The organism is Streptococcus oralis, assembly GCF_023109195.1.
In the GTDB taxonomy this organism is placed as follows: Bacteria; Bacillota; Bacilli; order Lactobacillales; family Streptococcaceae; genus Streptococcus; species Streptococcus oralis_BV.
In genome coordinates this window covers 673,061-697,017 of sequence record NZ_JALDUB010000001.1, presented here as the reverse complement: position 1 = coordinate 697,017, position 23,957 = coordinate 673,061, and the positions used below count along the sequence as shown (strand labels likewise).

At 38.8% G+C, this 23,957-nt stretch carries 23 protein-coding genes and 1 pseudogene; 19 read left to right on the top strand and 5 right to left on the bottom strand.

The features are described from left to right. Nucleotides 1–10: 10 nt before the first annotated feature. Complete coding sequence (gene sdbB, locus M1F65_RS03385) at nucleotides 11–556, top strand: thiol-disulfide oxidoreductase-associated lipoprotein SdbB (RefSeq protein ID WP_000755591.1); 546 nt, start codon at nucleotides 11–13, stop codon at nucleotides 554–556. 29 nt (nucleotides 557–585) lie between these two features. On the opposite strand, the gene pbp3 is transcribed toward sdbB, so the two are convergent. Continuing rightward, entirely contained in the window at nucleotides 586–1,827 is a 1,242-nt protein-coding gene (gene pbp3 / locus M1F65_RS03380; RefSeq protein WP_084857341.1) for a D-alanyl-D-alanine carboxypeptidase PBP3, read from the bottom strand. A gap of 104 nt (nucleotides 1,828–1,931) precedes the next feature. Here pbp3 and M1F65_RS03375 point away from each other — a divergent pair, with 104 nt between their 5' ends. From M1F65_RS03375 to M1F65_RS03355, 6 genes are all read left to right on the top strand, one after another. Continuing rightward, nucleotides 1,932–3,041: an AI-2E family transporter gene (locus M1F65_RS03375; protein WP_000489828.1), complete on the top strand. Its 1,110-nt coding sequence runs from the start codon at nucleotides 1,932–1,934 to the stop codon at nucleotides 3,039–3,041. Between the two features lie 234 nt (nucleotides 3,042–3,275). Further along, entirely contained in the window at nucleotides 3,276–4,472 is a 1,197-nt protein-coding gene (tuf, locus tag M1F65_RS03370; protein ID WP_001040720.1) for an elongation factor Tu, read from the top strand. Between the two features lie 144 nt (nucleotides 4,473–4,616). Further along, nucleotides 4,617–4,949, top strand: a complete 333-nt coding sequence (locus tag M1F65_RS03365; protein ID WP_000402066.1) for a putative DNA-binding protein — start codon at nucleotides 4,617–4,619, stop codon at nucleotides 4,947–4,949. A gap of 2 nt (nucleotides 4,950–4,951) precedes the next feature. Beyond that, entirely contained in the window at nucleotides 4,952–5,167 is a 216-nt protein-coding gene (locus tag M1F65_RS10060; protein ID WP_042902340.1) for a hypothetical protein, read from the top strand. 19 nt (nucleotides 5,168–5,186) lie between these two features. Then, a complete protein-coding gene (ffh, locus tag M1F65_RS03360) occupies nucleotides 5,187–6,758 on the top strand; it encodes a signal recognition particle protein (RefSeq protein WP_247925481.1) in 1,572 nt (523 codons plus the stop codon). Nucleotides 6,759–7,047: 289 nt separating this feature from the next. Further along, on the top strand, nucleotides 7,048–8,769 hold the full coding sequence (locus M1F65_RS03355) for an Ig-like domain-containing protein (RefSeq protein ID WP_247925480.1): 1,722 nt from the start codon (nucleotides 7,048–7,050) through the stop codon (nucleotides 8,767–8,769). Nucleotides 8,770–9,376: 607 nt separating this feature from the next. On the opposite strand, the gene M1F65_RS03350 is transcribed toward M1F65_RS03355, so the two are convergent. From M1F65_RS03350 to M1F65_RS03340, 3 genes are read right to left on the bottom strand one after another with little or no spacing between them, the layout of a single operon-like run. Beyond that, complete coding sequence (locus M1F65_RS03350; RefSeq protein WP_247925479.1) at nucleotides 9,377–11,029, bottom strand: ORC-CDC6 family AAA ATPase; 1,653 nt, start codon at nucleotides 11,027–11,029, stop codon at nucleotides 9,377–9,379. Continuing rightward, the gene (locus M1F65_RS03345) at nucleotides 11,030–11,689 is read right to left on the bottom strand and encodes a hypothetical protein (protein ID WP_247925478.1); all 660 of its coding nucleotides are present in this window, start codon (nucleotides 11,687–11,689) and stop codon (nucleotides 11,030–11,032) included. It abuts the gene before it with no gap. Next, nucleotides 11,679–11,858 carry a helix-turn-helix domain-containing protein gene (locus tag M1F65_RS03340; RefSeq protein ID WP_247925477.1) on the bottom strand — a complete coding sequence of 60 codons (180 nt, stop codon included), beginning with the start codon at nucleotides 11,856–11,858 and terminating at the stop codon, nucleotides 11,679–11,681. Before M1F65_RS03340 ends, M1F65_RS03345 begins: the two co-directional genes overlap by 11 nt. A 196-nt stretch (nucleotides 11,859–12,054) precedes the next feature. Here M1F65_RS03340 and M1F65_RS03335 point away from each other — a divergent pair. Further along, nucleotides 12,055–12,991 (top strand): annotated as a pseudogene (locus tag M1F65_RS03335) (IS30 family transposase). A 123-nt stretch (nucleotides 12,992–13,114) separates the two neighbouring features. Here M1F65_RS03335 and guaA read toward each other — a convergent pair. Further along, nucleotides 13,115–14,677, bottom strand: a complete 1,563-nt coding sequence (guaA, locus tag M1F65_RS03330; protein WP_247925476.1) for a glutamine-hydrolyzing GMP synthase — start codon at nucleotides 14,675–14,677, stop codon at nucleotides 13,115–13,117. A gap of 140 nt (nucleotides 14,678–14,817) precedes the next feature. Here guaA and M1F65_RS03325 point away from each other — a divergent pair, with 140 nt between their 5' ends. From M1F65_RS03325 to M1F65_RS03275, 11 genes are all read left to right on the top strand, one after another. After that, nucleotides 14,818–15,516, top strand: coding sequence for a GntR family transcriptional regulator (locus M1F65_RS03325; protein WP_247925475.1), 699 nt, complete (start codon nucleotides 14,818–14,820; stop codon nucleotides 15,514–15,516). Nucleotides 15,517–15,652: 136 nt separating this feature from the next. After that, nucleotides 15,653–16,939 (top strand): peptidase U32 family protein, encoded by a 1,287-nt coding sequence (locus M1F65_RS03320; RefSeq protein ID WP_000169095.1) that lies wholly within the window; start codon nucleotides 15,653–15,655, stop codon nucleotides 16,937–16,939. A gap of 14 nt (nucleotides 16,940–16,953) precedes the next feature. After that, nucleotides 16,954–17,265: a CHY zinc finger protein gene (locus M1F65_RS03315; protein ID WP_080978772.1), complete on the top strand. Its 312-nt coding sequence runs from the start codon at nucleotides 16,954–16,956 to the stop codon at nucleotides 17,263–17,265. Nucleotides 17,266–17,496: 231 nt separating this feature from the next. Next, the gene (locus tag M1F65_RS03310) at nucleotides 17,497–17,697 is read left to right on the top strand and encodes a F0F1 ATP synthase subunit C (protein WP_001054551.1); all 201 of its coding nucleotides are present in this window, start codon (nucleotides 17,497–17,499) and stop codon (nucleotides 17,695–17,697) included. A 32-nt stretch (nucleotides 17,698–17,729) separates the two neighbouring features. Then, complete coding sequence (atpB, locus tag M1F65_RS03305) at nucleotides 17,730–18,446, top strand: F0F1 ATP synthase subunit A (protein ID WP_000392938.1); 717 nt, start codon at nucleotides 17,730–17,732, stop codon at nucleotides 18,444–18,446. A gap of 18 nt (nucleotides 18,447–18,464) precedes the next feature. After that, nucleotides 18,465–18,959, top strand: a complete 495-nt coding sequence (gene atpF, locus M1F65_RS03300) for a F0F1 ATP synthase subunit B (RefSeq protein ID WP_044020867.1) — start codon at nucleotides 18,465–18,467, stop codon at nucleotides 18,957–18,959. After that, a complete protein-coding gene (locus tag M1F65_RS03295) occupies nucleotides 18,959–19,495 on the top strand; it encodes a F0F1 ATP synthase subunit delta (RefSeq protein WP_000358986.1) in 537 nt (178 codons plus the stop codon). The genes atpF and M1F65_RS03295 overlap by 1 nt, the downstream gene beginning before the upstream one ends. 14 nt (nucleotides 19,496–19,509) lie before the next feature. After that, nucleotides 19,510–21,015, top strand: coding sequence for a F0F1 ATP synthase subunit alpha (gene atpA, locus M1F65_RS03290; protein WP_000996618.1), 1,506 nt, complete (start codon nucleotides 19,510–19,512; stop codon nucleotides 21,013–21,015). 15 nt (nucleotides 21,016–21,030) lie between these two features. After that, a complete protein-coding gene (locus tag M1F65_RS03285; RefSeq protein WP_000301228.1) occupies nucleotides 21,031–21,909 on the top strand; it encodes a F0F1 ATP synthase subunit gamma in 879 nt (292 codons plus the stop codon). Nucleotides 21,910–22,100: 191 nt separating this feature from the next. Beyond that, a complete protein-coding gene (atpD, locus tag M1F65_RS03280) occupies nucleotides 22,101–23,507 on the top strand; it encodes a F0F1 ATP synthase subunit beta (RefSeq protein ID WP_000094372.1) in 1,407 nt (468 codons plus the stop codon). Between the two features lie 10 nt (nucleotides 23,508–23,517). Then, nucleotides 23,518–23,937: a F0F1 ATP synthase subunit epsilon gene (locus M1F65_RS03275; protein ID WP_000940836.1), complete on the top strand. Its 420-nt coding sequence runs from the start codon at nucleotides 23,518–23,520 to the stop codon at nucleotides 23,935–23,937. The last annotated feature ends 20 nt before the right edge of the window (nucleotides 23,938–23,957 follow it).

Here is a 23,957-nt window from a genome sequence, read left to right as displayed (position 1 = left end):
GGAGAAAAATATGAAAAAAGTTATTTTTGCTGGATTGAGCCTCATGTCTCTATTTTTGTTGATTGCTTGTGGTGAAAAAGAAACCAAACAGACAAGCAGTCCAAAACAACCTGCTGTACAACAAATCGCAGTCGGTAAGGATGCTCCAGACTTCACCTTGCAGTCTATGGATGGCAAAGAAGTGAAGTTATCAGACTATAAAGGGAAAAAGGTTTATTTGAAATTCTGGGCTTCTTGGTGTGGACCATGTAAAAAAAGCATGCCTGAGTTGATGGAACTAGCTGCCAAACAAGATCGAGACTTTGAAATCTTGAGTGTCATTGCACCTGGTCTCCAAGGTGAAAAAACAGTTCAAGACTTTCCAAAATGGTACCAAGAACAAGGCTACAAGGATATTCCAGTTCTATATGATACGCAAGCAACTACCTTCCAAGCCTACCAAATTCGTAGTATTCCAACAGAATACTTGATTGACAGTCAAGGTAAAATCGGAAAAATCCAATTTGGTGCTATTAGCAACGCTGATGCAGAAGCGGCTTTTAAAGAAATGAAATAAAGAAAAAATCGCGAAGAATCGCGATTTTTTTATAATTTTTCATTGATAAAGCGGATGAATTGGTTCCACCAAACCTTCAAAAAGAAGGCTTTTTCTACTTTCTTTTCAGAAACCATTTCAAAAGATGGTTTGTCGGAAGTGAGATAGCCCTGACCGACCAAATCCTGATCATCATAGGTTAGAGTACCAACAACCTTGCCTTCTTCCAATGGAGCCATTTCTGATGTTGATTTCGGTGTGAATTGGAGAGTAGGTGTAGTACCGCTTCCGATGCGTTGGACGATGGAAATGTCTGACTTAGCGACAGCTGTCACATTATCTTCCTTACCATCAAGAACTGTTACTTTACTATCGTTGTATGCTTCACCTTTCTGAACAACAGTTTTTAAGGCAAAGTTTGCAGAAATATAATCTAAAAGTGCAGAAGTAGCAGTAAAACGTGCATAAGGGTTGGTATCTTGTTGATCTGCATTCAAAACAACCGTAATAATACGCATCCCTTTCTCAACAGTTGTTCCAACGAATGAAGCACCAGCTTTATCAGTAGTACCTGTCTTTAGTCCATCAATACCACCACGATAGGCAGGCATTCCCTCCAACATATAGTTGGTTGAGTGGATTTCAAGTCCTGCAAATGTAGAAGTTGGTTTTTTGGTGATTTCCAAAACTTGAGGATAATCTCGGATGAGGTTACGAGCGACGATTGCAACGTCGTAGGCACTCAACTTGTTTTCATCGTCTTTTTTAGAACCAGGATAGATATTATCGCCAAGTGTCTCATTATTTAAACCAGTTGTGTTTACAATAGTTGCATCTTGAATTCCCCATTCAAGAAGTTTAGCCCTCATTTTGTCTACAAAGTCTTTCTCAGAACCAGCAATCTTTTCTGCTAGTGCAATCGCAGCGCTGTTCGCGCTGGATACCATTGTAGCCTCTAATAGCTGTTCAACAGTATAATTTCGGGCTTCCATAGGGACGTTACTCGCCTCAGAATTAGTTGTAAGTTTGTAAGGATAGTCCGAAATATCAACAGGTGTAGATAGGCTGATAGTTCCTTGTTCCAGAGCTTCATAGACCAGATAAACTGTAACTAGTTTTGTAATAGAAGCAATTTCTACAGGCTGATTTGCATCTTTTTCATAGAGGATTTTTCCAGTTGTAGCCTCGACAGCAATAGCATGTTTAGCAGCAACATCAAACTCCTGAGCAGAAACAGTAGAAGCTGTTCCAAAAACTAAAAGTGTCATAAAAGATAAAATTATTTTTTTCATATTAACTTTATTTTATCATAAAGAAAAAAAATATTCTCGCTTTTTTACTAAAGCCATCTTATCTTTTTCAGAAATGTGGTAAAATAGAGAGAAGGAGGATACCTATGTTCCGTAGAAACAAATTATTTTTTTGGACAGCTGAAATTTTATTATTAACACTGATTTTCTATCTTTGGAGAGAAATGGGGGCCATCATTACTCCCTTCGTGACGGTTGTGAATACCATCATGATTCCATTTTTGCTTGGTGGATTTTTTTACTACATTACAAATCCAGTCGTTACTTTCTTAGAAAAGAGATGTAAGATCAATCGTCTAATTGGTGTCTTGGTCACTCTTTGTGCCTTAATTGGTGCTATCGTTGTGGGGGTCGTTTATCTCTTGCCGATTTTGATTAATCAGTTGACCAGCTTGATTATTTCTAGTCAAAACATCTATAGTAGACTACAAGATTTGATCATTGATTTGTCCATGAATCCAGTCTTCCAAAATATTGATATTCAACAAACTATTCAACAACTGAATCTCTCCTATGTGGATATCCTCCAGAATATCCTAAATAGCGTCAGCAACAGTTTAGGAAGCGTTCTTTCAGCTTTGTTTAGTACGGTTCTGATTCTCATTATGACCCCTGTATTCTTGATTTATTTCTTGTTGGATGGTCATAAGTTGCTACCAATGTTGGAACGTACCATCTTAAAACATGACAAATTGAATCTTTCTAGCCTTTTAACCAATCTCAATACAACTATAGCCCGTTATATCAGTGGAATTGCGATTGATGCGGTTATTATTGGATGTTTAGCCTATATTGGCTATAGCGTTATCGGATTAAAGTACGCCCTAGTTTTTGCTATTTTCTCTGGAATCGCAAATTTGATTCCTTATGTTGGTCCAAGTATTGGCTTAATTCCAATGGTGATTGCCAATGTGTTCACGGATCCTCATCGTATGTTGATTGCGGTTGCTTATATGCTTATTATTCAGCAGATTGACGGAAATGTTCTCTATCCACGTATCGTTGGAGGGGTTATGAAAGTACACCCGATTACAATCTTGGTGCTCCTTTTACTGTCAAGTAATATCTACGGTGTCATAGGAATGGTCGTAGCAGTACCTACTTACTCTATTTTTAAAGAAATTACTAAGTTCCTAGCGAAATTATATGAAAACCATAAAGAAGCTAAGGAACTGGAAAAAACAGAATCAAATTAAAATCAGGGAAACCTGATTTTTTGATGAAAATACTATCTCCAAACAAAAAGAAGTTTGAATTCATATTGCTATAAAGAAGCAGAAGAACAGGATTTGATAAGATTTAGATTAATTCACAAAATATGTGTAAAACACTTGCAATTTAGCAGAAATTTGATAAAATAGTAAGGAAAGTTAGACTGTATTGCCTACTGTCTATCTATAAAATATATTTTATTGGAGGCTTTTACTCAAATGGCAAAAGAAAAATACGATCGTAGTAAACCACACGTTAACATTGGTACTATCGGACACGTTGACCACGGTAAAACTACTTTGACTGCAGCTATCACAACTGTATTGGCACGTCGCTTGCCTTCAGCAGTTAACCAACCAAAAGACTATGCGTCTATCGATGCTGCTCCAGAAGAACGCGAACGCGGTATCACTATCAACACTGCGCACGTTGAGTACGAAACTGAAAAACGTCACTACGCTCACATCGACGCTCCAGGGCACGCGGACTACGTTAAAAACATGATCACTGGTGCCGCTCAAATGGACGGAGCTATCCTTGTAGTAGCTTCAACTGACGGACCAATGCCACAAACTCGTGAGCACATCCTTCTTTCTCGTCAGGTTGGTGTTAAACACCTTATCGTCTTCATGAACAAAATTGACTTGGTAGACGACGAAGAATTGCTTGAATTGGTTGAAATGGAAATCCGTGACCTCTTGTCAGAATACGACTTCCCAGGTGACGATCTTCCAGTTATCCAAGGTTCAGCTCTTAAAGCTCTTGAAGGTGACTCTAAATACGAAGACATCATCATGGAATTGATGAACACTGTTGATGAGTACATCCCAGAACCAGAACGTGACACTGAAAAACCATTGCTTCTTCCAGTCGAAGACGTATTCTCAATCACTGGACGTGGTACAGTTGCTTCAGGACGTATCGACCGTGGTACTGTTCGTGTCAACGACGAAATCGAAATCGTTGGTATCAAAGAAGAAACTCAAAAAGCAGTTGTTACTGGTGTTGAAATGTTCCGTAAACAACTTGACGAAGGTCTTGCCGGAGATAACGTAGGTGTCCTTCTTCGTGGTGTTCAACGTGACGAAATCGAACGTGGACAAGTTATCGCTAAACCAGGTTCAATCAACCCACACACTAAATTTAAAGGTGAAGTCTACATCCTTACTAAAGAAGAAGGTGGACGTCACACTCCATTCTTCAACAACTACCGTCCACAATTCTACTTCCGTACTACTGACGTTACAGGTTCAATCGAACTTCCTGCAGGTACTGAAATGGTAATGCCTGGTGATAACGTGACTATCGACGTTGAGTTGATCCACCCAATCGCCGTAGAACAAGGTACTACATTCTCTATCCGTGAGGGTGGACGTACTGTTGGTTCAGGTATGGTTACAGAAATCGAAGCTTAATTCGATTAAGTTCCCAGAAGAACAATTATTTAAGTCAGACACTAAAAGAATCTTGCCTTGCAAGGTTCTTTTTTTCTTCTCCTTACTCTATTTGAAGTGCTTCTACTCTAGCAGTATAATCGTTTTTTTGGTATAATAAAAGTTATGGAAATCGAAAAAACCAATCGTATGAACGCCCTTTTTGAATTTTATGCGGCGCTTTTGACAGACAAGCAGATGAACTATATTGAACTCTATTATGCTGATGATTATAGTCTTGCTGAGATTGCTGAAGAGTTCGGTGTCAGTCGTCAGGCTGTCTATGATAATATCAAGCGGACGGAAAAGATTCTAGAAGATTATGAGATGAAACTGCACATGTATTCGGACTACATTGTCCGCAGTCAGATTTTTGACCAGATCTTGGAGCGTTATCCCAAGGATGACTTTCTGCAGGAGCAGATAGAAATTTTAACAAGCATTGATAATAGAGAATAAGTATGGGGAGTATAGTCATCTACAAAGGTATACCCTGTAAACTATTAGCTGCTGAGACTCCTTTTCCCACAAGGCTACAAATCCTCTCGTCTGATTCTATCTCTCGAGCTCTTCAAGAGGGATTTAGCTGTTGGGGATATCCAAATGAGATAATGAAAGAAGTCACTCCAGAAGAACTTGTTTGTTTACAAGATTTTGGACGTTTTCCACCGAATTAATGAAACATAGGAGAAAAAAATGGCATTTGAAAGTTTAACAGAACGTTTACAGAACGTCTTTAAAAATCTACGTAAAAAAGGAAAAATTTCTGAGGCTGATGTCCAGGAAGCGACCAAAGAGATTCGTTTGGCCTTGCTGGAAGCTGACGTTGCTTTGCCTGTTGTGAAGGACTTTATCAAGAAAGTTCGAGAACGTGCAGTTGGACACGAGGTCATTGATACCCTCAATCCAGCCCAACAGATTATCAAAATCGTTGATGAGGAATTGACAGCTGTTTTAGGTTCCGATACGGCAGAAATTATCAAGTCACCAAAAATTCCAACCATTATCATGATGGTCGGTTTGCAAGGGGCTGGTAAAACGACATTTGCTGGTAAGCTGGCTAATAAACTCAAGAAGGAAGAAAATGCACGTCCTTTGATGATTGCGGCAGATATTTATCGTCCAGCTGCCATCGACCAGTTAAAAACACTTGGACAACAGATTGATGTTCCTGTTTTCGCTCTTGGAACAGAAGTACCAGCTGTTGAGATTGTTCGCCAAGGTTTGGCGCAAGCGCAGGCCAACCACAACGACTATGTTTTGATTGATACGGCAGGGCGTTTGCAGATTGATGAGCTCTTGATGAATGAGCTTCGTGATGTTAAGGCCTTGGCTCAACCAAATGAAATCCTGCTCGTCATTGATGCCATGATCGGTCAGGAAGCGGCCAATGTCGCTCGTGAATTCAATGCTCAATTGGAAGTAACTGGTGTCATCCTTACCAAGATTGATGGGGATACTCGTGGTGGTGCGGCCCTATCTGTTCGTCACATCACTGGAAAACCAATCAAGTTCACTGGTACGGGTGAAAAGATTACAGATATCGAAACCTTCCACCCAGATCGTATGTCAAGCCGTATCCTTGGTATGGGGGATATGCTGACCTTGATCGAGAAAGCTTCTCAGGAATACGATGAGCAAAAAGCTCTTGAAATGGCTGAGAAGATGCGTGAAAACACCTTTGATTTCAATGATTTCATCGATCAATTGGATCAGGTGCAAAACATGGGGCCGATGGAAGACTTGCTCAAGATGATTCCAGGTATGGCTAACAATCCAGCTCTTCAAAATATGAAGGTGGATGAGCGCCAGATTGCGCGTAAACGTGCCATCGTGTCTTCTATGACTCCTGAAGAACGTGAAAATCCTGATTTGTTAAATCCAAGTCGTCGCCGTCGTATCGCTGCTGGTTCTGGAAACACCTTTGTTGAAGTCAATAAATTTATCAAGGACTTTAACCAGGCTAAACAGCTCATGCAAGGTGTCATGTCTGGTGATATGAACAAGATGATGAAGCAAATGGGAATCAATCCAAATAACCTTCCTAAAAATATGCCAAATATGGGAGGAATGGATATGTCTGCCCTTGAAGGCATGATGGGACAAGGCGGCATGCCAGATATGTCAGCTCTTGGAGGAGCTGGAATGCCAGATATGAGCCAGATGTTTGGTGGAGGACTTAAAGGTAAAATCGGTGAATTTGCTATGAAACAGTCAATGAAACGCATGGCTAACAAAATGAAAAAAGCGAAGAAGAAGCGTAAATAGTCTATGCAAAGAATTGCTAGTTCTTCACAATTCATAAACTTATGTAGACAAGAGAGGGAACTTTGGTTCCCTTTTTTTACTAAAGTTTCAAGAAATATAATGTTTATATAATAGAAATTTCATGCTAACAAAAGAAGTTCGTTATTTCTATACCTAAACAAATAGTTTGAAAACTGAAATAATAAAAATTTATTTTAACCGGATATTATTTGAGTTTTATAAATAATAAAGGTATAATAGTACTGTATAACTTAACATTATATAAATAGGAATTTTAAGGAGTAGGAAGATGAAAAAAGTTTTGATGATGGCTTTTCTCACATTAACGATACTGTTTGGTTTCTTTTTTAATATGGAATCCAAAGTATCTGCTACAGAACATGCGGATGTTATTACCCGCGCGTATTTAGCAGATGAGAAGGGCAATGAACTAAACTCTCCAAACATAGACCAATGGCAACAATTTCGTCTAACAGTTGATTTCAATTTACACAATAATAAAGTAATGGCGGGAGATACTACTGTTGTAAAATTACCAGATGTACTTTATTTGCCTGTAACAAGTAACTACGATATAAAAGATCAGGATGGACATTTAGTTGCTAAAGCTGTAGTCGATCGAGAAACAAAAACTGCGACTATTACATATGAACCTTATGTTGAAACGCATTCAGATGTCAAAGGAACTTTTTATTTTTATGTACGTGTCAATCACGATCTTGTAAAAACTGCAAAGGAAATTCAGATCGATATTACAGTTAGTGGGAAAATTTATCCTGCAGGTAAGGTTAATTTCAAAGGCATTGGACAACCTATAAAGGATAACCTAAATAAGGTTGGTTGGCAAGATGCAACTGAACCAACTATCGGTCGTTATTCCATCTCTGTCAATCGCAGTGGTAAACCAATGACGGGTATTAAAGTGGTAGATGTACTTAAAATACCAAATGCTAGCTACAAACAAGAAACTTTTAAAGTCTATAAAGGAAATTGGGTGTTCCGTAATGGAGATTGGTTCTTAGACAATTCCGTTGATATTACTGCACAGACTCCGATAACATTTAATGCAGACAACTTCTCAGTCCAGTTGCCTGACTTGTCTGCGAACGAAGGTATTTGGATCAGTTACGCTGTTCAATTGCCTTATGTTCCAGTTGAAGGAGAACAATTCTCTAATGATGCCACTTTAACTACAACAAATGGTATAGAAGAAACTTATAAATCTGTCTATATCATCTATTCTGGAAATGGTAAAGCTGAAGGTTATACCTTTAAGGTTCAGATTAAGAAGGTTTCTGAAGATGGTTCTGCCTTGAAAGGCGCTCAGTTCGATGTGATTCGTGATCGTTCTGGTCAAGTTGTTGCAAAAATTGAAACAAACGAGCAAGGTATTGCTGAAGTAGGAAATCTCTTGAAGGATACCTATACTCTAAAAGAAACAAAGGCTCCAACTGGTTATGATTTAGCTGAAGATGTTAAGGTCAAGCCAGAAGACTTTGATACTACTTATAGATTAGCTACTAAAACAATTGTAGATAAGAAAACAGTCCCTGCACAAGCTCAATTAACAGCAAAGAAACTGTTAGTTGGTCGAAATTTAAAAGATGGTGAGTTTTCATTTTCTTTAAGTGACGCAAATGGGACAGTGATAGAAACTATTAAGAATAAGGCAAATGGGAACATCGACTTTACTGCTCTAAACTTTAATAAAGCAGGCATTTATAACTACACTATTCGTGAAGTAAAAGGCGATGAGAAAAATATCACTTATGATCCAAGTGAAATCAAAGCAACGATCACAGTAGTCGAAAACAATGGTAAATTGGTTGCTTCAGTTTCGTATGAAGGTGGAAAGAATACTTTTAAAAATACTTATACTCCACCGAGCACTCCTCCTGGTGGAAAGGAAGAGTTGCCTAAAACAGGTACGAATGACACTAGAATCCTTGTTTTTGTAGGTCTTATTAGTCTTGTAATTGCTAAATTCTTATTATTTCAGAAACGTGACTAATTGACAAATCTTAATTCATATAAAATAGTATTGTAAAAATCCTTTTTTAGATATAGAAAAACCTATTGAAACTTATATTTCAATAGGTTTTATAATGACTGGAAAAGTAGCGGTGAGTGATAATTCATATTCAAGGGTGAATGATAATGAGGAAAGAAGAGGTGATAGGTGAGTTTGAATATAATAATGTTTTTACCATGTTTATGAGTTATCTAACGATAATGTGAGAATTATTAGTGAATCAAAGAGAGGCATGTCTATAGATAATACCAAACTGTTAAAAAGATAATAGTTTTAAAGAGTGAAAAATAGTTTTTGGTGCTAAATTGGTGCTATTAAGAAAATAAAAACGCTGAAATTATTGATTTCAAGCGTTTTCTTTTGAATAACTTACTCTACTCCCACTCGATAATTTCCATAGCATATTTGTTTCTCTTTTTCTATATCAGTATTTCTTTAGCTCCTATTTTTAGTTGTTTTTATACCTATTTTTCGTAGTTTTTGAATTATTTAGTATCATATCAGTATCAAGAGTGATACTGAAAGATTTGTTAAGATTTCGACAAGCTGTTGTAGTTATTCATATTCTGACATTAAATTTTATTACCTAACCCGAGATGTATTCAAGTGCAGCATTATATGCAATATTATATATTTTTCTAGAATAAAATGGACCTATATAATTAGCTCTTTGTAAATCCTCTTCGGTTGATTTAAGAATATCTTCTATAGTTTTAATTCCAATTTTTTGAAGCTCATCTTTTTTATGTTGAGTTAAATCTAATATGTCCAATGGTCTTTTCAATATATTATTTAATACCAAAAACATATCTTCTGATGCATTTTCTAAACTAATACTCTTATTTATATCATTAAAAGCTGGCGAATTTTTACCATACTCTGTATAAATTTTAATGGATAGATTATCAAATATTTCCTTACTTCGTTCAACCACAGAAGTTGTCCCTTCACTAGCAACCACAACTCCTAGATTCAATTGATATCTATCATAAACTTCTCCACGTACCTTTGTTCCTTCTGTATGTAACCTAATAATTCCTGAATACTCAAGAATTCTAACAGAAGATTTTACTGATTCTGGAGCATCTTTGTGTATAGCAAAAAAAATTGTTTTCTTATTATTCTTTTCATTTTTATTCTTTGTTTCTTCTAAAACATCCCTTTCTATAAATGTCCTTCCCCAATCTATCATTTCTTTGTGCCCTGAATAAAATGATGACAATTTAGTGTGTTCTTGCCAAATTTGAACACGATAAAAATCTTTTATTGTTGAACTAACGTTATTTTTTTTAAAACTTTTAAATCCTTCACTAGCTTGTTCTATACTCTTAAGTAAAAGCCTTGGATTTCCATCACAACACATGATTAACGCATCAAAACATTGCCCCTGACTTTCTAGTTTTTCTATAAACTTAACATCATCTATTTGACACTTAACCATCTCTCTCATACTATTAATGTAATTCTTATCATTAATGTTTCTTTCAACTACCACACTATTAACATCATGAAATAACTGAAGTGTAGAATAATAGCTTATTCCTGGGTAAACAGCCGCCTTACAACAAATATACGGACTTCTCAAATCTCTAAACATGCTAAAAAATTCTCTTTGTTGCCTAGGTATAAAATTATGACAAGCCTCATCAAAAAAGAATATGACTTTTTCAACCGAAAACTTAACACAAAAATTTTTTATAATTTCTTTTATAAAATCGATGTCATCTACTACTCTAAAGTTTAATTCATCTATCCCTAATATTTCCACAATTTCCGTTTTCGAAATTTTTTTCTGATCTCTCCATGATCTTTCCAAAACTGTTATAAACTTATCAAGATTGCTTTCGCTTGATTTTTCGCGGTTAAATAACATTTTAAATGGATCACTATTTGCCGTAATAATACCCTTTTCAAGGATTGCATTTCTAAATTCATTCAATAGTTTCGCATACATCCAATACTGAAAATTTTTATTGTCAAAAGGATTATTAACAAGCATACTTTTGCTAAAACTCAAATATACCGGCAATACTTTTTTAGCAGAATATTCGCTATTCAACTCACTCTCAGCCACTTTAATCAGCATAGTCTTTCCAATTCCTCTACTCCCTATAAGCAATAATTGAGAACTAGACTTTAAATTATTTATAATATTTCTGTCTGATTTTGTTTCAACATATATTTTTTTTATTTCACTTAACTTAATATCTTCTGTTCTTATAATGAAATTTGTACTCATTTAAATTACCTCATATTCCGTTAATAAAGCATCCACTCTGTTAGTAAACTCATCAGGATGGTTTCCAAATCTAATACTTGTTCCAACAATAAGTAATGAAAGTATCTCTTTACACATTTTTAAAATATTGTCGCATATGTCTTTATTATATTTAACTTGAAAATCTTTTAATTGTTTCAAGTATTCATCTTTTCCATGAACATATTCTGAACATTCTCTGTAACAACTATTTATAGCGGAATTAAAAGTTCTGAAATCACCTTTTAAAAATAATTCCCAATACTGATTAATTAATATACCGTCATTTTCTTTATTAAATTCACTCCAAATAATATCTCTTTTATTGTTTTTCCAAAGTAAATACGCATAATTATTATCCTTAAATTTAAAAAGAGAAATCCCCATTTCTAAGATACATCTTAAGCTAATATAACTCTGTCTATAAAAACCTTGCAAACAAAAATATATTGATGCAAACGCATCATGTGTTATCTCCTTTAATAATTCATCAAATCCAAAATCTTCCCCTCGTTTTTGATAACAATTAATTAATAAGTATACTTCCGAAATAATATTTATATTTTCGTCAATAGCACACAAAAAATTTTCATCTATTTGACTTTTTTGTATCAACAAACTTTCTTTAATTTCAATTCCCATAACCCCTCCATTCTTTACCATCAAATTCCATAATATCATCTAAGCTACAATCCAATACCTTGCAGTTCTTCCCAAGGACTTCCACAGTAACATTCTCATTTTTATTAAGCTTATTTATCGTGTATGTACTGACACCTGCAAGTTCTGCCAATTCTTTCTTCTTCTTCATATAAATAAATTCTCCTCCAATAAACAATTCACCTAAATTCTACAACTCCCTTTTGAACCTACTCTTGGGACTTTTTAGTATGATAAATTGTAAAATATAGTGCAACAAAAAAACTCATAGTGTTTCAAAAAAAACTCATAGCGTTTCATTGGTGTAAACTGTAAGTAACCACACAAACAGAACCCGAGGAAAAACTATGAGCTACTCCCATCTTACCATAACTGACCGAATAAAGATAGAATCCTACTTGGAATTAGGTTTGAAACCTTGCCAAATTGCAAGTAAACTTGGCGTCCATAAGTCTACCATTTCAAGAGAGTTAAGACGATGCCAAAATGCTTATTCTGCAGCCTTAGCACAGGAACAGTACAACCATAGGGCTAAGCAAAAAGGTCGGAAGCCTTGTTTGACACCAAAGTTGAAAAAGGAAATTGAGGACGGTTTAAAATCCTCCTGGTCGCCTGAACAGATTTGGGGTCGCTATCAGCTTGAACAAAAGCCAATGGTCGCTTTTAAAACCATATATAACTGGCTCTATGCTGGTTTGATTGATCTGGATTTAAGCATTCTTCGCCGAAAGGGCAAAACTCGACAACCCAAAGAAACACGTGGGACATTTAGGATTGGTACGTCGATTGCCAAACGTCCTAAAGAGGTTCGGCAATCGTAAAACTTTCGGTCACTGGGAGCTCGATACTGTGGTGTCTTCCAGAGGCAAAAGCAAGGGGTGTTTAGCGACTTTTCTAGAACGAAAAACACGCTTTTACTTAGCTTTCAAGATACCAGATAGAACAGCCAAATCCATGTTTTCAGCCATCGAACAACTTTGTAGGCTATTTCCAAAAGAGGCTCTTAAAAGCTTCACCTCAGATAGGGGAAAAGAGTTTGCCTGCTATCCTCTGGTAGAGAATTTAGGAATTTCCTTTTTCTTTGCGGACGCCTATTCATCCTGGCAGAGAGGAAGCAATGAAAACGCAAATGGCTTACTAAGAGAATATTTCCCAAAGAAAACAGATTTAGCTGCTATCTCTGATGAGGCTTTGAACAAAGCCTTATATGATATCAATCACAGACCACGAAAATGTTTAGCTTACAGAACAGCTTGTGAAGCTCTAGTGGATGAGTTTGAGTAAATGTTGCACTTATTCTTGCAATTTATCGTATCAAAATAGTATCACTAAGACAGTTTTTACGCTTTTAAATCGCTAAAACCCTGCGTTTTCAACGGTTCTATAGCAGAAACATATTCGTTACCGTTACTCCCACTCAACGGTTGCAGGTGGTTTACTTGTGATATCGTAGACGATACGGTTAACGTGATCCACTTCATTTACAATACGTACAGAAATCTTTTGAAGGACATCCCAAGGAATTTTGGCAAAGTCAGCTGTCATACCATCGATAGAAGTGATTGCACGAATGGCGATTGTGTAATCATAAGTACGACCATCACCCATAACACCTACTGAACGAACGCCTGTGTTGACAGTGAAATATTGCCAGATATCGCGGTCAAGACCAGCTTTGGCAATTTCTTCACGAAGGATTGCGTCTGATTCACGGACTGTTTCAAGTTTTTCTTCAGTGATTTCACCCATGACACGGATCGCAAGTCCTGGTCCTGGGAATGGTTGGCGCCATACGATGTGGTCTGGCATACCAAGCTCTGTACCGAGGGCACGAACTTCGTCTTTATAAAGAGTGTTCAATGGTTCAATCAGTTCAAACTGCATGTCTTCTGGAAGACCACCCACGTTGTGGTGTGATTTGATGGTTTGAGCAGTATCTGTACCAGACTCAATCACGTCAGTATAAAGAGTTCCTTGAGCAAGGAATTTTACATCTTTTAGCTTACTTGCTTCGTCATCAAAGACATAAACAAACTCATTACCGATGATCTTCCGTTTTTGTTCAGGGTCAGAAATGCCAGCAAGTTTGTCAAGGAAGCGTTTTGCAGCGTCTGCTTTGACGATATTCAAACCAAACTTACCACCAAGCATCTCCATAACTTGGTCTGCTTCCCCTTTACGAAGAAGACCGTGGTCTACAAAGATACAGATTAATTGATCGCCGATTGCTTTCTGGAGAAGAACGCCAACGACAGAAGAGTCAACACCACCAGATAGACCGAGAAGGACACGTTTGTCTCCAACAGTTTCACGGATTTTTTGAATCTGCATCTCGATAAAGTTATCCATTGACCAGTCGCCTTTAGCCTTACAGATATTAAGGGCAAAGTTGCGAAGGATATCATTTCCATAGACAGAATGGCGAACCTCTGGGTGGAATTGAATACCATAGATGTGCTTTTCTGGGTTTTCAATAGCTGCATAAGGACAGTCAGCAGAAGTTCCAGTACGAACAAAATCAGCAGGAATTTCTGTTACAGCATCGCCATGGCTCATCAAAACAATCTGTTCTTCTGGTGTACCTTCAAAGAGGGCAGAAGGAGTGTGAGTAAGTGGGGATTGACCATACTCGCGGTTTCCAGCATCACCTGCTGGGACAACCTTACCTCCAAGTTTGTGGTTAAGAAGTTGCATACCATAGCAGATTCCCAAAATTGGAATACCAAGTTCAAAAATTTCTGGGTCAATATCAAATGATCCCTCTTCATAAACAGAATTTGGTCCACCTGAGAGAATGATTCCTACAGGGTTAATCGCACGAACCTCTGTAGCTGAAATCTTATGGCTTTTTAGCTCTGAAAAAACACCAATTTCACGGATACGGCGTGAAATTAGCTGGTTGTATTGGCTACCATAGTCCAGTACGATGATTTTTTCGACATCTTGCAAATCAGTTGAAATCTTGCTCATCTTTTTCCTTTCTCAAAAGAAATATCTTTTTCAATATTTTATCACAAATGAGGGCGAATTACCAACTAAACAAGGCAAAGATTGACTTTTTCTAATTAAATACGGTACAATAGAGAAAACAAAGAAAAGAAGTGAAAAGCATGTTACCAGCTTATATGAAAATCCACGATCAGATAAAAAAAGATATCGACGAGCATCGTTGGATGATAGGAGAAAGACTGCCAAGTGAACGGGATCTGGCAGATCAGTTTCAAGTCAGTCGGATGACCTTGCGACAAGCCATTTCTCTCTTGGTTGAGGAGGGGGTTTTGGAGCGTCGTGTTGGAAGCGGAACCTTTGTTTCTAGCACTCGAGTTCAAGAAAAAATGCGGGGCACCACTAGTTTTACGGAGATTGTCAAATCCCAAGGGAAAGTTCCTTCTAGTCAGCTGATTTCCTATAGGAGAACCATTCCCAATGAGCAGGAAGTGGCAAAGCTAGGTATTTCACCAACTGAGAATATCATCCGTATGGAGCGGGTTCGGTATGCCGATCAAGTTCCACTAGTCTATGAAGTCGCATCCATTCCTGAGAAATTTATCAAGGATTTCAAAAAAGAAGAAATCACCAGTCATTTCTTCCAAACCTTGCAGCAACATGGTTACCGAATTGGAAAATCCCAACAGACCATTTATGCGAGATTGGCTAAGGAAAAGATTGCCCATTACTTAGAAGTCGAGAAAGGGCATGCCATTTTAGCCTTGACTCAGGTTTCCTATCTCGATGATGGGACGGCTTTTGAATATGTTAAGAGTCAGTATGTGGGTGAACGCTTTGAATTTTATCTTGAAAACAACTAGTCTTAGAAGACTAGTTTTTCGTTTTTAAGAAGATTAGAATTGTCAAAACAATCTGCCTAGGCTTGATTTTATTCATTATTTACTATAAAATGAGAAGGAAAAACGTCAAACTTTTATATTGCAAATAGGAGAAAAAATGACAAAAACATTAAAACGTCCTGAGGTTTTATCACCTGCAGGGACTTTAGAGAAGCTGAAAGTAGCTGTTCAATATGGTGCGGACGCAGTCTTCATCGGTGGACAGGCCTATGGTCTTCGTAGCCGTGCTGGAAACTTTACCTTTGAGCAGATGGAAGAAGGTGTTCAGTTCGCTGCTAAGTACGGTGCCAAGGTCTATGTGGCTGCTAACATGGTTATGCACGAAGGAAACGAAGCTGGTGCTGGAGAATGGTTCCGTAAGTTGCGTGACATCGGAATTGCGGCAGTTATCGTGTCAGATCCGGCCTTGATCATGATTGCGGCAACAGAAGCACCAGGACTTGAAATCCATCTTTCAACTCAAGCCAGTGCAACCAACTATGAAACTCTAGAGTTCTGGAAAGAACTTGGTCTAACTCGCGTTGTTTTGGCTCGTGAAGTTTCAATGGAAGAATTGGCAGAGATTCGCAAACGTACAGATGTTGAGATTGAGGCTTTTGTCCATGGAGCCATGTGTATTTCTTACTCAGGTCGCTGTACGCTTTCAAACCACATGAGTATGCGTGATGCTAACCGCGGGGGCTGTTCTCAGTCTTGCCGTTGGAAATATGATCTCTATGACATGCCTTTTGGTCAAGAACGTAAGAGTCTTAAGGGTGAAATCCCAGAAGAATTTTCGATGTCAGCCGTTGACATGTCTATGATTGATCATATCCCAGATATGATTGAAAATGGTGTAGATAGTCTCAAGATTGAAGGTCGAATGAAGTCTATTCATTATGTTTCAACAGTCACCAACTGCTACAAGGCGGCTGTGGATGCTTATCTCGAAAGTCCTGAGAAATTTGAAGCTATCAAACAAGACTTGGTGGATGAGATGTGGAAGGTTGCCCAGCGTGAATTGGCAACAGGTTTCTACTACGGTACGCCGTCTGAAAATGAACAGTTATTTGGCGCACGTCGTAAAATCCCTGAATACAAGTTTGTCGCTGAAGTGGTTGCGTACGATGATGCGACTCAAACGGCAACCATTCGTCAACGGAATGTCATCAACGAAGGCGATCAAGTCGAGTTTTATGGACCAGGTTTCCGTCATTTTGAGACTTATATCGAAGACCTTCATGATGCCAAGGGTAATAAAATTGACCGTGCTCCAAATCCAATGGAACTCTTGACAATTAAAGTCCCACAACCTGTTCAAGCTGGGGACATGGTTCGCGCTCTCAAGGAAGGTCTTATCAATCTCTATAAAGAAGATGGAACCAGCGTCACAGTTCGTGCCTAGAGAAGGAAAAGTGAATGAATCAAGCACAAGGTTTGTTAGTTGATGATGAAGGCAGATGTGTTCATTATCATGGCGAAAAGGACATCGTTTCTCTTCAGTGCTATGAGTGTAAAAAATATTATGCTTGCTATCAGTGCCACAATGCTATAGAAACGCATGTTTTTTCGCCCTATCCTTTGGCGCTTTCTGAGGATCGACCGATTTTATGTGGGGCTTGTATGAGGACAATAACATTTCAAGAATATCAAAAGCAGATAGCCTGCCCTTATTGCAAATCTCCATTTAATCCAGGGTGTAAACAACACTATTCCCACTATTTCAAATAAAATGAATCTATCCAAGTTCTAAACTTGGATTTTTCAATTTATTTCGGAAAATATAGAGAAAGTGGAAACACATTTCATCATAAAATGAGAAACTTATCTATACAGTGGTATAAAAATAGCAAAAATAAAAATAAATCATCTGAAACGCTTCCAACGTAAGTAAAAAGTTGACAAAAACAAATTTTAGGACTAAACTAAGTAAGTAAATTTTAAATAAAAGGAGAATTCATCATGAATTTAACATTTTTCGGTCTATGTCTTGCCTGTATGGGTGTATCCCTTGCAGAAGGATTTTTGATGAACGGTTTGTTCAAGTCTGCAGCACGCCAACCAGATATCATCCCACAATTGCGTAGTTTGATGATCATGGGGATTGCCTTTATCGAAGGAACATTCTTTGTAACCTTGGCGATGTCATTTGTCATTAAATAGACAACTCTATTTAGAAATGGAGGTGTCAAACCATGGAAGAAAGTTTGAATCCAACCGTTAATATTGGACCAATATCCTTTGATTTGACCCTGCTTGCCATGTCTCTTGTAACTGTTTTGATGGTTTTTGCCTTTGTCTACTGGGCAAGTCGTAAAATGACCATCCGTCCAAAGGGCAAACAAAATGCTCTTGAGATGATTTACGACTTTGTGATTGGTTTTACCAAACCAAACATTGGAGAATCATACATCAAGGATTATTCCTTATTTCTGTTTTCTCTATTTCTGTTTATCTTGGTTGCCAATAATATCGGCTTAATGGCAAAAGTACAAACAACAAACGGTTATAACTTGTGGACTTCTCCAACAGCCAACCTTGGATACGATTTATCCCTATCATTCTTGATCACTTTGATCGCCCATGTAGAAGGAGTTCGTCGTAGAGGCGTTAAAGAATATTTGAGAGCATTTGTTACACCTGGCTTTATGACTCCGATGAACATTTTAGAAGAGTTCACCAATTTTGCTTCCTTGGCGATTCGGATCTACGGAAATATTTTTGCCGGTGAGGTCTTAGCTGGATTGCTATTAGCCTTGTCACAAAATGCTTTGTATTGGTATCCTTTTGCCTTTATCGCAAACATGTTATGGACAGCCTTTTCAATTTTCATTTCATGTATTCAGGCTTATGTATTTACCATGTTGTCATCTATGTACATTGGTAAAAAAATAAATGAAGGGGAAGAGTAAGTAGAGGAGGATTAGAAGATGGATTTAACTATTAGTACCATTATCGGTGACTTTATTCTTATCGCTGGTTCCTTCCTTTTATTAATCTTTTTAGTGAAAAAATATGCTTGGGGAAATATTTCCAGCATCTTGGATGAACGTGCTGAAAAGATTTCTTCAGATATTGATGGTGCCGAGGAAGCCCGTAAAAAGGCTGAGGAACTAGCTAACCAACGTGAAGCTGAGTTAGCAGGTAGCCGTACCGAAGCTAAAACGATTATCGAGAATGCAAAGGGAACTGCTGAGAAAAGTAAAGCCGATATTTTAGCCGAAGCTAAACTTGAAGCAGGGCGCTTAAAAGAAAAAGCCAACCAAGAAATTGCGCAAAATAAAGCTGAAGCTTTACAAAGTGTTAAGGGCGAGGTGGCAGATTTGACAGTTAGTCTAGCTGGGAAAATCATCTCACAAAACCTTGACAGTCATGCCCATAAGGAACTCATTGATCAGTATATCGATCAGCTAGGAGAAGCCTAATGGACAAGAAAACAGCAAAGGTCATTGAAAAGTACAGCATGCCTTTTGTCCAATTAGTGATTGAAAAAGGAGAAGAGGACCGGATTTTTTCAGACTTGGATCAAATCAAGCAAGTCGCAGAAGAAACGGGTTTACCTTCTTTTTTAGCTCAGGTGGCAGTCGATGAGTCAGATAAGGAAAAAACAGTTCGTTTCTTTCAAGACTCTGTGTCACCTTTAATGCAAAACTTTATTCAAGTTCTGGTTTACAATCACAGAGCAAATCTTTTTTATGAAGTAATTGCAGATTGTTTGAATCGCCTTGAAAAAGAGACCAATCGTTTTGTAGTCACGATTTCTTCAGCTCATCCTTTAACAGATGAACAGAAGGAACGTCTGCTCCCATTGATAGAGAAAAAAATGTCTCTGAAAGTGCGGAGCGTCAAAGAACAAATTGATGAAGGACTCATTGGTGGTTTTGTCATTTTTGCTAATCACAAGACAATTGATGTGAGTATTAAACAGCAACTTCGTGTTGTTAAAGAAAATTTGAAATAGAAAGTGGTGTTCTTTTGGCAATTAACGCACAAGAAATCAGCGCTTTAATTAAGCAACAAATTGAAAATTTCAAACCCAATTTTGATGTGTCTGAAACGGGTGTTGTAACCTATATCGGGGATGGAATTGCGCGTGCTCACGGTCTTGAAAATGCCATGAGTGGAGAGCTGTTGATTTTTGAAAACGGCTCTTATGGGATGGCGCAAAACTTGGAGTCTACAGACGTTGGGATTATCATCCTTGGAGACTTTACAGATATTCGTGAAGGTGATACCATTCGCCGTACAGGTAAAATTATGGAAGTACCTGTGGGGGATAGCCTGATTGGACGTGTTGTCGACCCACTTGGTCGTCCAGTTGATGGTCTTGGTGACATCCATACTGACAAAACTCGTCCAGTAGAAGCGCCAGCTCCTGGTGTTATGCAACGTAAGTCTGTATCAGAACCATTGCAAACTGGTTTGAAAGCTATTGACGCCCTTGTACCGATTGGTCGTGGTCAACGTGAGTTGATTATCGGTGACCGTCAGACAGGGAAAACAACCATTGCGATTGATACAATCTTGAACCAAAAAGGGCAAGATATGATCTGTATCTATGTAGCGATTGGACAAAAAGAATCAACAGTCCGTACACAAGTAGAAACACTTCGTCAGTATGGTGCCTTGGATTACACAATCGTTGTGACTGCCTCTGCTTCACAACCATCTCCATTGCTCTTCCTAGCTCCTTATGCTGGGGTTGCTATGGCAGAAGAGTTTATGTACCAAGGCAAGCATGTTTTGATCGTATATGATGATCTTTCAAAACAAGCGGTCGCGTATCGTGAGCTTTCCCTCTTGCTTCGTCGTCCACCAGGTCGTGAAGCCTTCCCAGGGGATGTTTTCTATCTTCACAGCCGTTTGCTTGAGCGCTCAGCTAAAGTTTCTGATGAACTTGGTGGTGGATCTATTACAGCCCTACCATTTATCGAGACACAAGCGGGAGATATCTCTGCCTATATCGCAACCAACGTGATTTCTATCACTGACGGACAAATCTTCCTTGGTGATGGTCTCTTCAATGCGGGTATTCGTCCAGCCATCGATGCGGGTTCATCTGTATCCCGTGTAGGTGGTTCTGCACAAATCAAAGCCATGAAGAAAGTAGCTGGTACACTTCGTATCGACCTTGCTTCATACCGTGAGTTGGAAGCCTTCACTAAGTTTGGTTCTGACTTGGATGCAGCAACACAGGCTAAGTTAAACCGTGGACGTCGTACTGTGGAAGTATTGAAACAACCTGTTCATAAACCACTACCTGTTGAGAAACAAGTAACCATTCTCTATGCTTTGACACATGGTTTCTTGGATACGATTCCAGTAGATGACATTGTTCGTTTTGAGGAAGAGTTCCATACTTTCTTTGATGCTCATTATCCAGAGATTTTGGGAACCATTCGTGAAACAAAAGACTTGCCAGATGAAGCAGTCTTGGATGCTGCGATTACAGAGTTTCTCAATCAATCCAGCTTCCAATAAGAATAGAGGTGTCAGATGGCAGTATCTCTAAATGATATTAAAACAAAAATCGCCTCAACCAAAAATACGAGTCAAATCACTAATGCCATGCAAATGGTATCGGCTGCCAAGTTAGGTCGCTCTGAAGAAGCAGCGCGCAACTTTCAAGTTTACGCTCAGAAGGTCCGTAAGCTTTTGACGGATATTCTGCATGGTAACGGATCTGGTGGTTCAACCAATCCGATGCTCATCAGTCGCCCAGTTAAGAAAACAGGCTATATCGTTATCACTTCAGACCGTGGCTTGGTTGGAGGTTATAATGCTTCCATCCTTAAAGCCGTTATGGAGTTGAAAGAAGAATACCATCCAGATGGTAAAGATTTTGAGATAATCTGTATCGGTGGTATGGGAGCTGATTTCTTTAAGGCTCGAGGTATTCAGCCAATCTATGAACTACGTGGCTTGGCAGATCAGCCTAGTTTTGATGAAGTTCGTAAAATTATTTCAAAAACGATTGAGATGTACCAAAACGAACTTTTTGATGAATTATACGTCTGCTACAACCATCATGTCAATACTCTCACAAGTCAAATGCGTGTGGAACAAATGCTTCCGATTGTTGACTTGGATCCAAATGAAGCGGATGAAGAGTATAGCTTGACATTTGAGTTGGAAACGAGCCGTGATGAGATTCTAGAGCAATTGTTGCCACAGTATGCTGAAAGTATGATTTACGGGGCTATTATCGATGCCAAGACAGCTGAAAATGCTGCAGGTATGACAGCCATGCAAACGGCGACCGATAATGCCAAAAAGGTCATCAATGATTTGACAATCCAGTATAACCGTGCTAGACAGGCGGCGATTACACAAGAAATTACAGAAATCGTAGCGGGGGCTAGTGCCTTAGAATAAGGCTTTGCCTCCCTCGTATTAAAATGAACTTATACTCAATGAAAATCAAAGAGCAAACTAGGAAGCTAGCCGCAGGCTGTACTTGAGTACGGCAAGGCGACGCTGACGTGGTTTGAATTTGATTTTCGAAGAGTATTAGGACCTAGTTGAACTAGGAACCGACAGTATCTTATATAGAATAGGAGAAGGAGATGAGTTCAGGTAAAATTGCTCAGGTTATCGGACCCGTTGTAGACGTTTTGTTTGCAGCAGGGGAAACACTTCCTGAGATTAATAATGCACTTGTCGTCTACAAAAATGACGAAAGAAAAACAAAAATCGTCCTTGAAGTAGCCTTGGAGTTGGGTGATGGTATGGTCCGTACGATCGCCATGGAATCAACAGATGGTTTGACTCGTGGAATGGAAGTTTTGGACACAGGCCGTCCAATCTCCGTACCAGTAGGTAAAGAAACTTTGGGACGTGTCTTCAACGTTTTGGGAGATACCATTGACTTGGATGCTCCTTTCGCTGAAGACGCTGAGCGTCAGCCAATTCATAAGAAAGCTCCAACTTTTGATGAATTGTCTACCTCATCTGAAATTTTGGAAACAGGGATTAAGGTTATCGACCTTCTTGCCCCTTACCTTAAAGGTGGGAAAGTTGGACTCTTCGGTGGTGCCGGAGTTGGTAAAACTGTCTTGATCCAAGAATTGATTCACAACATTGCCCAAGAACATGGTGGTATTTCAGTATTTACCGGTGTTGGAGAACGCACTCGTGAAGGGAATGACCTTTACTGGGAAATGAAAGAATCAGGCGTTATCGAGAAAACAGCCATGGTATTTGGTCAAATGAATGAGCCACCAGGAGCCCGTATGCGTGTTGCCCTTACTGGTTTGACAATCGCCGAATACTTCCGTGATGTAGAAGGCCAAGATGTGCTTCTCTTTATCGACAATATCTTCCGTTTCACTCAAGCTGGTTCAGAAGTATCTGCCCTTTTGGGTCGGATGCCTTCAGCCGTTGGTTACCAACCAACACTTGCTACAGAAATGGGTCAATTGCAAGAACGTATCACATCAACCAAGAAGGGTTCTGTAACCTCTATCCAGGCTATCTATGTGCCAGCGGATGACTATACTGACCCTGCGCCAGCAACAGCTTTCGCTCACTTGGATTCAACTACAAACTTGGAACGTAAGTTGGTACAGTTGGGTATTTACCCAGCCGTTGACCCTCTAGCTTCAAGCTCTCGTGCCTTGGCACCTGAGATTGTTGGTGAGGAGCACTATGCAGTTGCTGCTGAGGTTAAACGTGTCCTTCAACGTTACCATGAATTGCAAGATATCATTGCTATCCTTGGTATGGATGAACTCTCTGATGAAGAAAAGACCTTGGTTGCTCGTGCCCGTCGTATCCAGTTCTTCTTGTCTCAAAACTTTAACGTTGCAGAACAATTTACTGGTCAACCTGGTTCTTATGTGCCAGTAGCGGAAACAGTTCGTGGCTTTAAGGAAATCCTTGAAGGAAAACATGACCAGCTACCAGAAGATGCCTTCCGTGGTGTCGGTTCAATCGAAGACGTCATTGCTAAGGCAGAGAAAATGGGATTTTAAGAGGTGATCTATGGCTCATTTAACTGTCCAGATCGTGACACCAGATGGCCTCGTCTATGATCACCATGCCAGCTTTGTATCGGTACGAACTCTGGATGGTGAGATGGGGATCTTGCCACGACATGAAAATATGATTGCGGTTCTTGCGGTTGATGAAGTGAAGGTAAAACGTATCGATGATGATACTCATGTGAACTGGATTGCAGTGAACGGAGGAATTATCGAGATTGCTAATGATATCATTACCATTGTAGCAGACTCAGCAGAGCGTGCTCGTGATATCGATATCAGTCGTGCAGAACGCGCGAAACTTCGAGCTGAACGAGAAATCGAAGAAGCCCATGACAAGCATTTGATTGACCAAGAACGTCGTGCAAAAATCGCATTGCAACGTGCTATCAACCGTATCAATGTCGGAAATAGACTATAAAAAAATGAACTTGAAACTCA

What these genes read in the sequence shown, in the direction of transcription:
- sdbB (WP_000755591.1), top strand. Translation starts at nt 11, where the DNA reads ATGAAAAAAGTTATTTTTGCTGGATTGAGCCTCATGTCTCTATTTTTG.
- pbp3 (WP_084857341.1), bottom strand. Translation starts at nt 1,827, where the DNA reads ATGAAAAAAATAATTTTATCTTTTATGACACTTTTAGTTTTTGGAACA.
- M1F65_RS03375 (WP_000489828.1), top strand. Translation starts at nt 1,932, where the DNA reads ATGTTCCGTAGAAACAAATTATTTTTTTGGACAGCTGAAATTTTATTA.
- tuf (WP_001040720.1), top strand. Translation starts at nt 3,276, where the DNA reads ATGGCAAAAGAAAAATACGATCGTAGTAAACCACACGTTAACATTGGT.
- M1F65_RS03365 (WP_000402066.1), top strand. Translation starts at nt 4,617, where the DNA reads ATGGAAATCGAAAAAACCAATCGTATGAACGCCCTTTTTGAATTTTAT.
- M1F65_RS10060 (WP_042902340.1), top strand. Translation starts at nt 4,952, where the DNA reads ATGGGGAGTATAGTCATCTACAAAGGTATACCCTGTAAACTATTAGCT.
- ffh (WP_247925481.1), top strand. Translation starts at nt 5,187, where the DNA reads ATGGCATTTGAAAGTTTAACAGAACGTTTACAGAACGTCTTTAAAAAT.
- M1F65_RS03355 (WP_247925480.1), top strand. Translation starts at nt 7,048, where the DNA reads ATGAAAAAAGTTTTGATGATGGCTTTTCTCACATTAACGATACTGTTT.
- M1F65_RS03350 (WP_247925479.1), bottom strand. Translation starts at nt 11,029, where the DNA reads ATGAGTACAAATTTCATTATAAGAACAGAAGATATTAAGTTAAGTGAA.
- M1F65_RS03345 (WP_247925478.1), bottom strand. Translation starts at nt 11,689, where the DNA reads ATGGGAATTGAAATTAAAGAAAGTTTGTTGATACAAAAAAGTCAAATA.
- M1F65_RS03340 (WP_247925477.1), bottom strand. Translation starts at nt 11,858, where the DNA reads ATGAAGAAGAAGAAAGAATTGGCAGAACTTGCAGGTGTCAGTACATAC.
- guaA (WP_247925476.1), bottom strand. Translation starts at nt 14,677, where the DNA reads ATGAGCAAGATTTCAACTGATTTGCAAGATGTCGAAAAAATCATCGTA.
- M1F65_RS03325 (WP_247925475.1), top strand. Translation starts at nt 14,818, where the DNA reads ATGTTACCAGCTTATATGAAAATCCACGATCAGATAAAAAAAGATATC.
- M1F65_RS03320 (WP_000169095.1), top strand. Translation starts at nt 15,653, where the DNA reads ATGACAAAAACATTAAAACGTCCTGAGGTTTTATCACCTGCAGGGACT.
- M1F65_RS03315 (WP_080978772.1), top strand. Translation starts at nt 16,954, where the DNA reads ATGAATCAAGCACAAGGTTTGTTAGTTGATGATGAAGGCAGATGTGTT.
- M1F65_RS03310 (WP_001054551.1), top strand. Translation starts at nt 17,497, where the DNA reads ATGAATTTAACATTTTTCGGTCTATGTCTTGCCTGTATGGGTGTATCC.
- atpB (WP_000392938.1), top strand. Translation starts at nt 17,730, where the DNA reads ATGGAAGAAAGTTTGAATCCAACCGTTAATATTGGACCAATATCCTTT.
- atpF (WP_044020867.1), top strand. Translation starts at nt 18,465, where the DNA reads ATGGATTTAACTATTAGTACCATTATCGGTGACTTTATTCTTATCGCT.
- M1F65_RS03295 (WP_000358986.1), top strand. Translation starts at nt 18,959, where the DNA reads ATGGACAAGAAAACAGCAAAGGTCATTGAAAAGTACAGCATGCCTTTT.
- M1F65_RS03285 (WP_000301228.1), top strand. Translation starts at nt 21,031, where the DNA reads ATGGCAGTATCTCTAAATGATATTAAAACAAAAATCGCCTCAACCAAA.
- atpD (WP_000094372.1), top strand. Translation starts at nt 22,101, where the DNA reads ATGAGTTCAGGTAAAATTGCTCAGGTTATCGGACCCGTTGTAGACGTT.
- M1F65_RS03275 (WP_000940836.1), top strand. Translation starts at nt 23,518, where the DNA reads ATGGCTCATTTAACTGTCCAGATCGTGACACCAGATGGCCTCGTCTAT.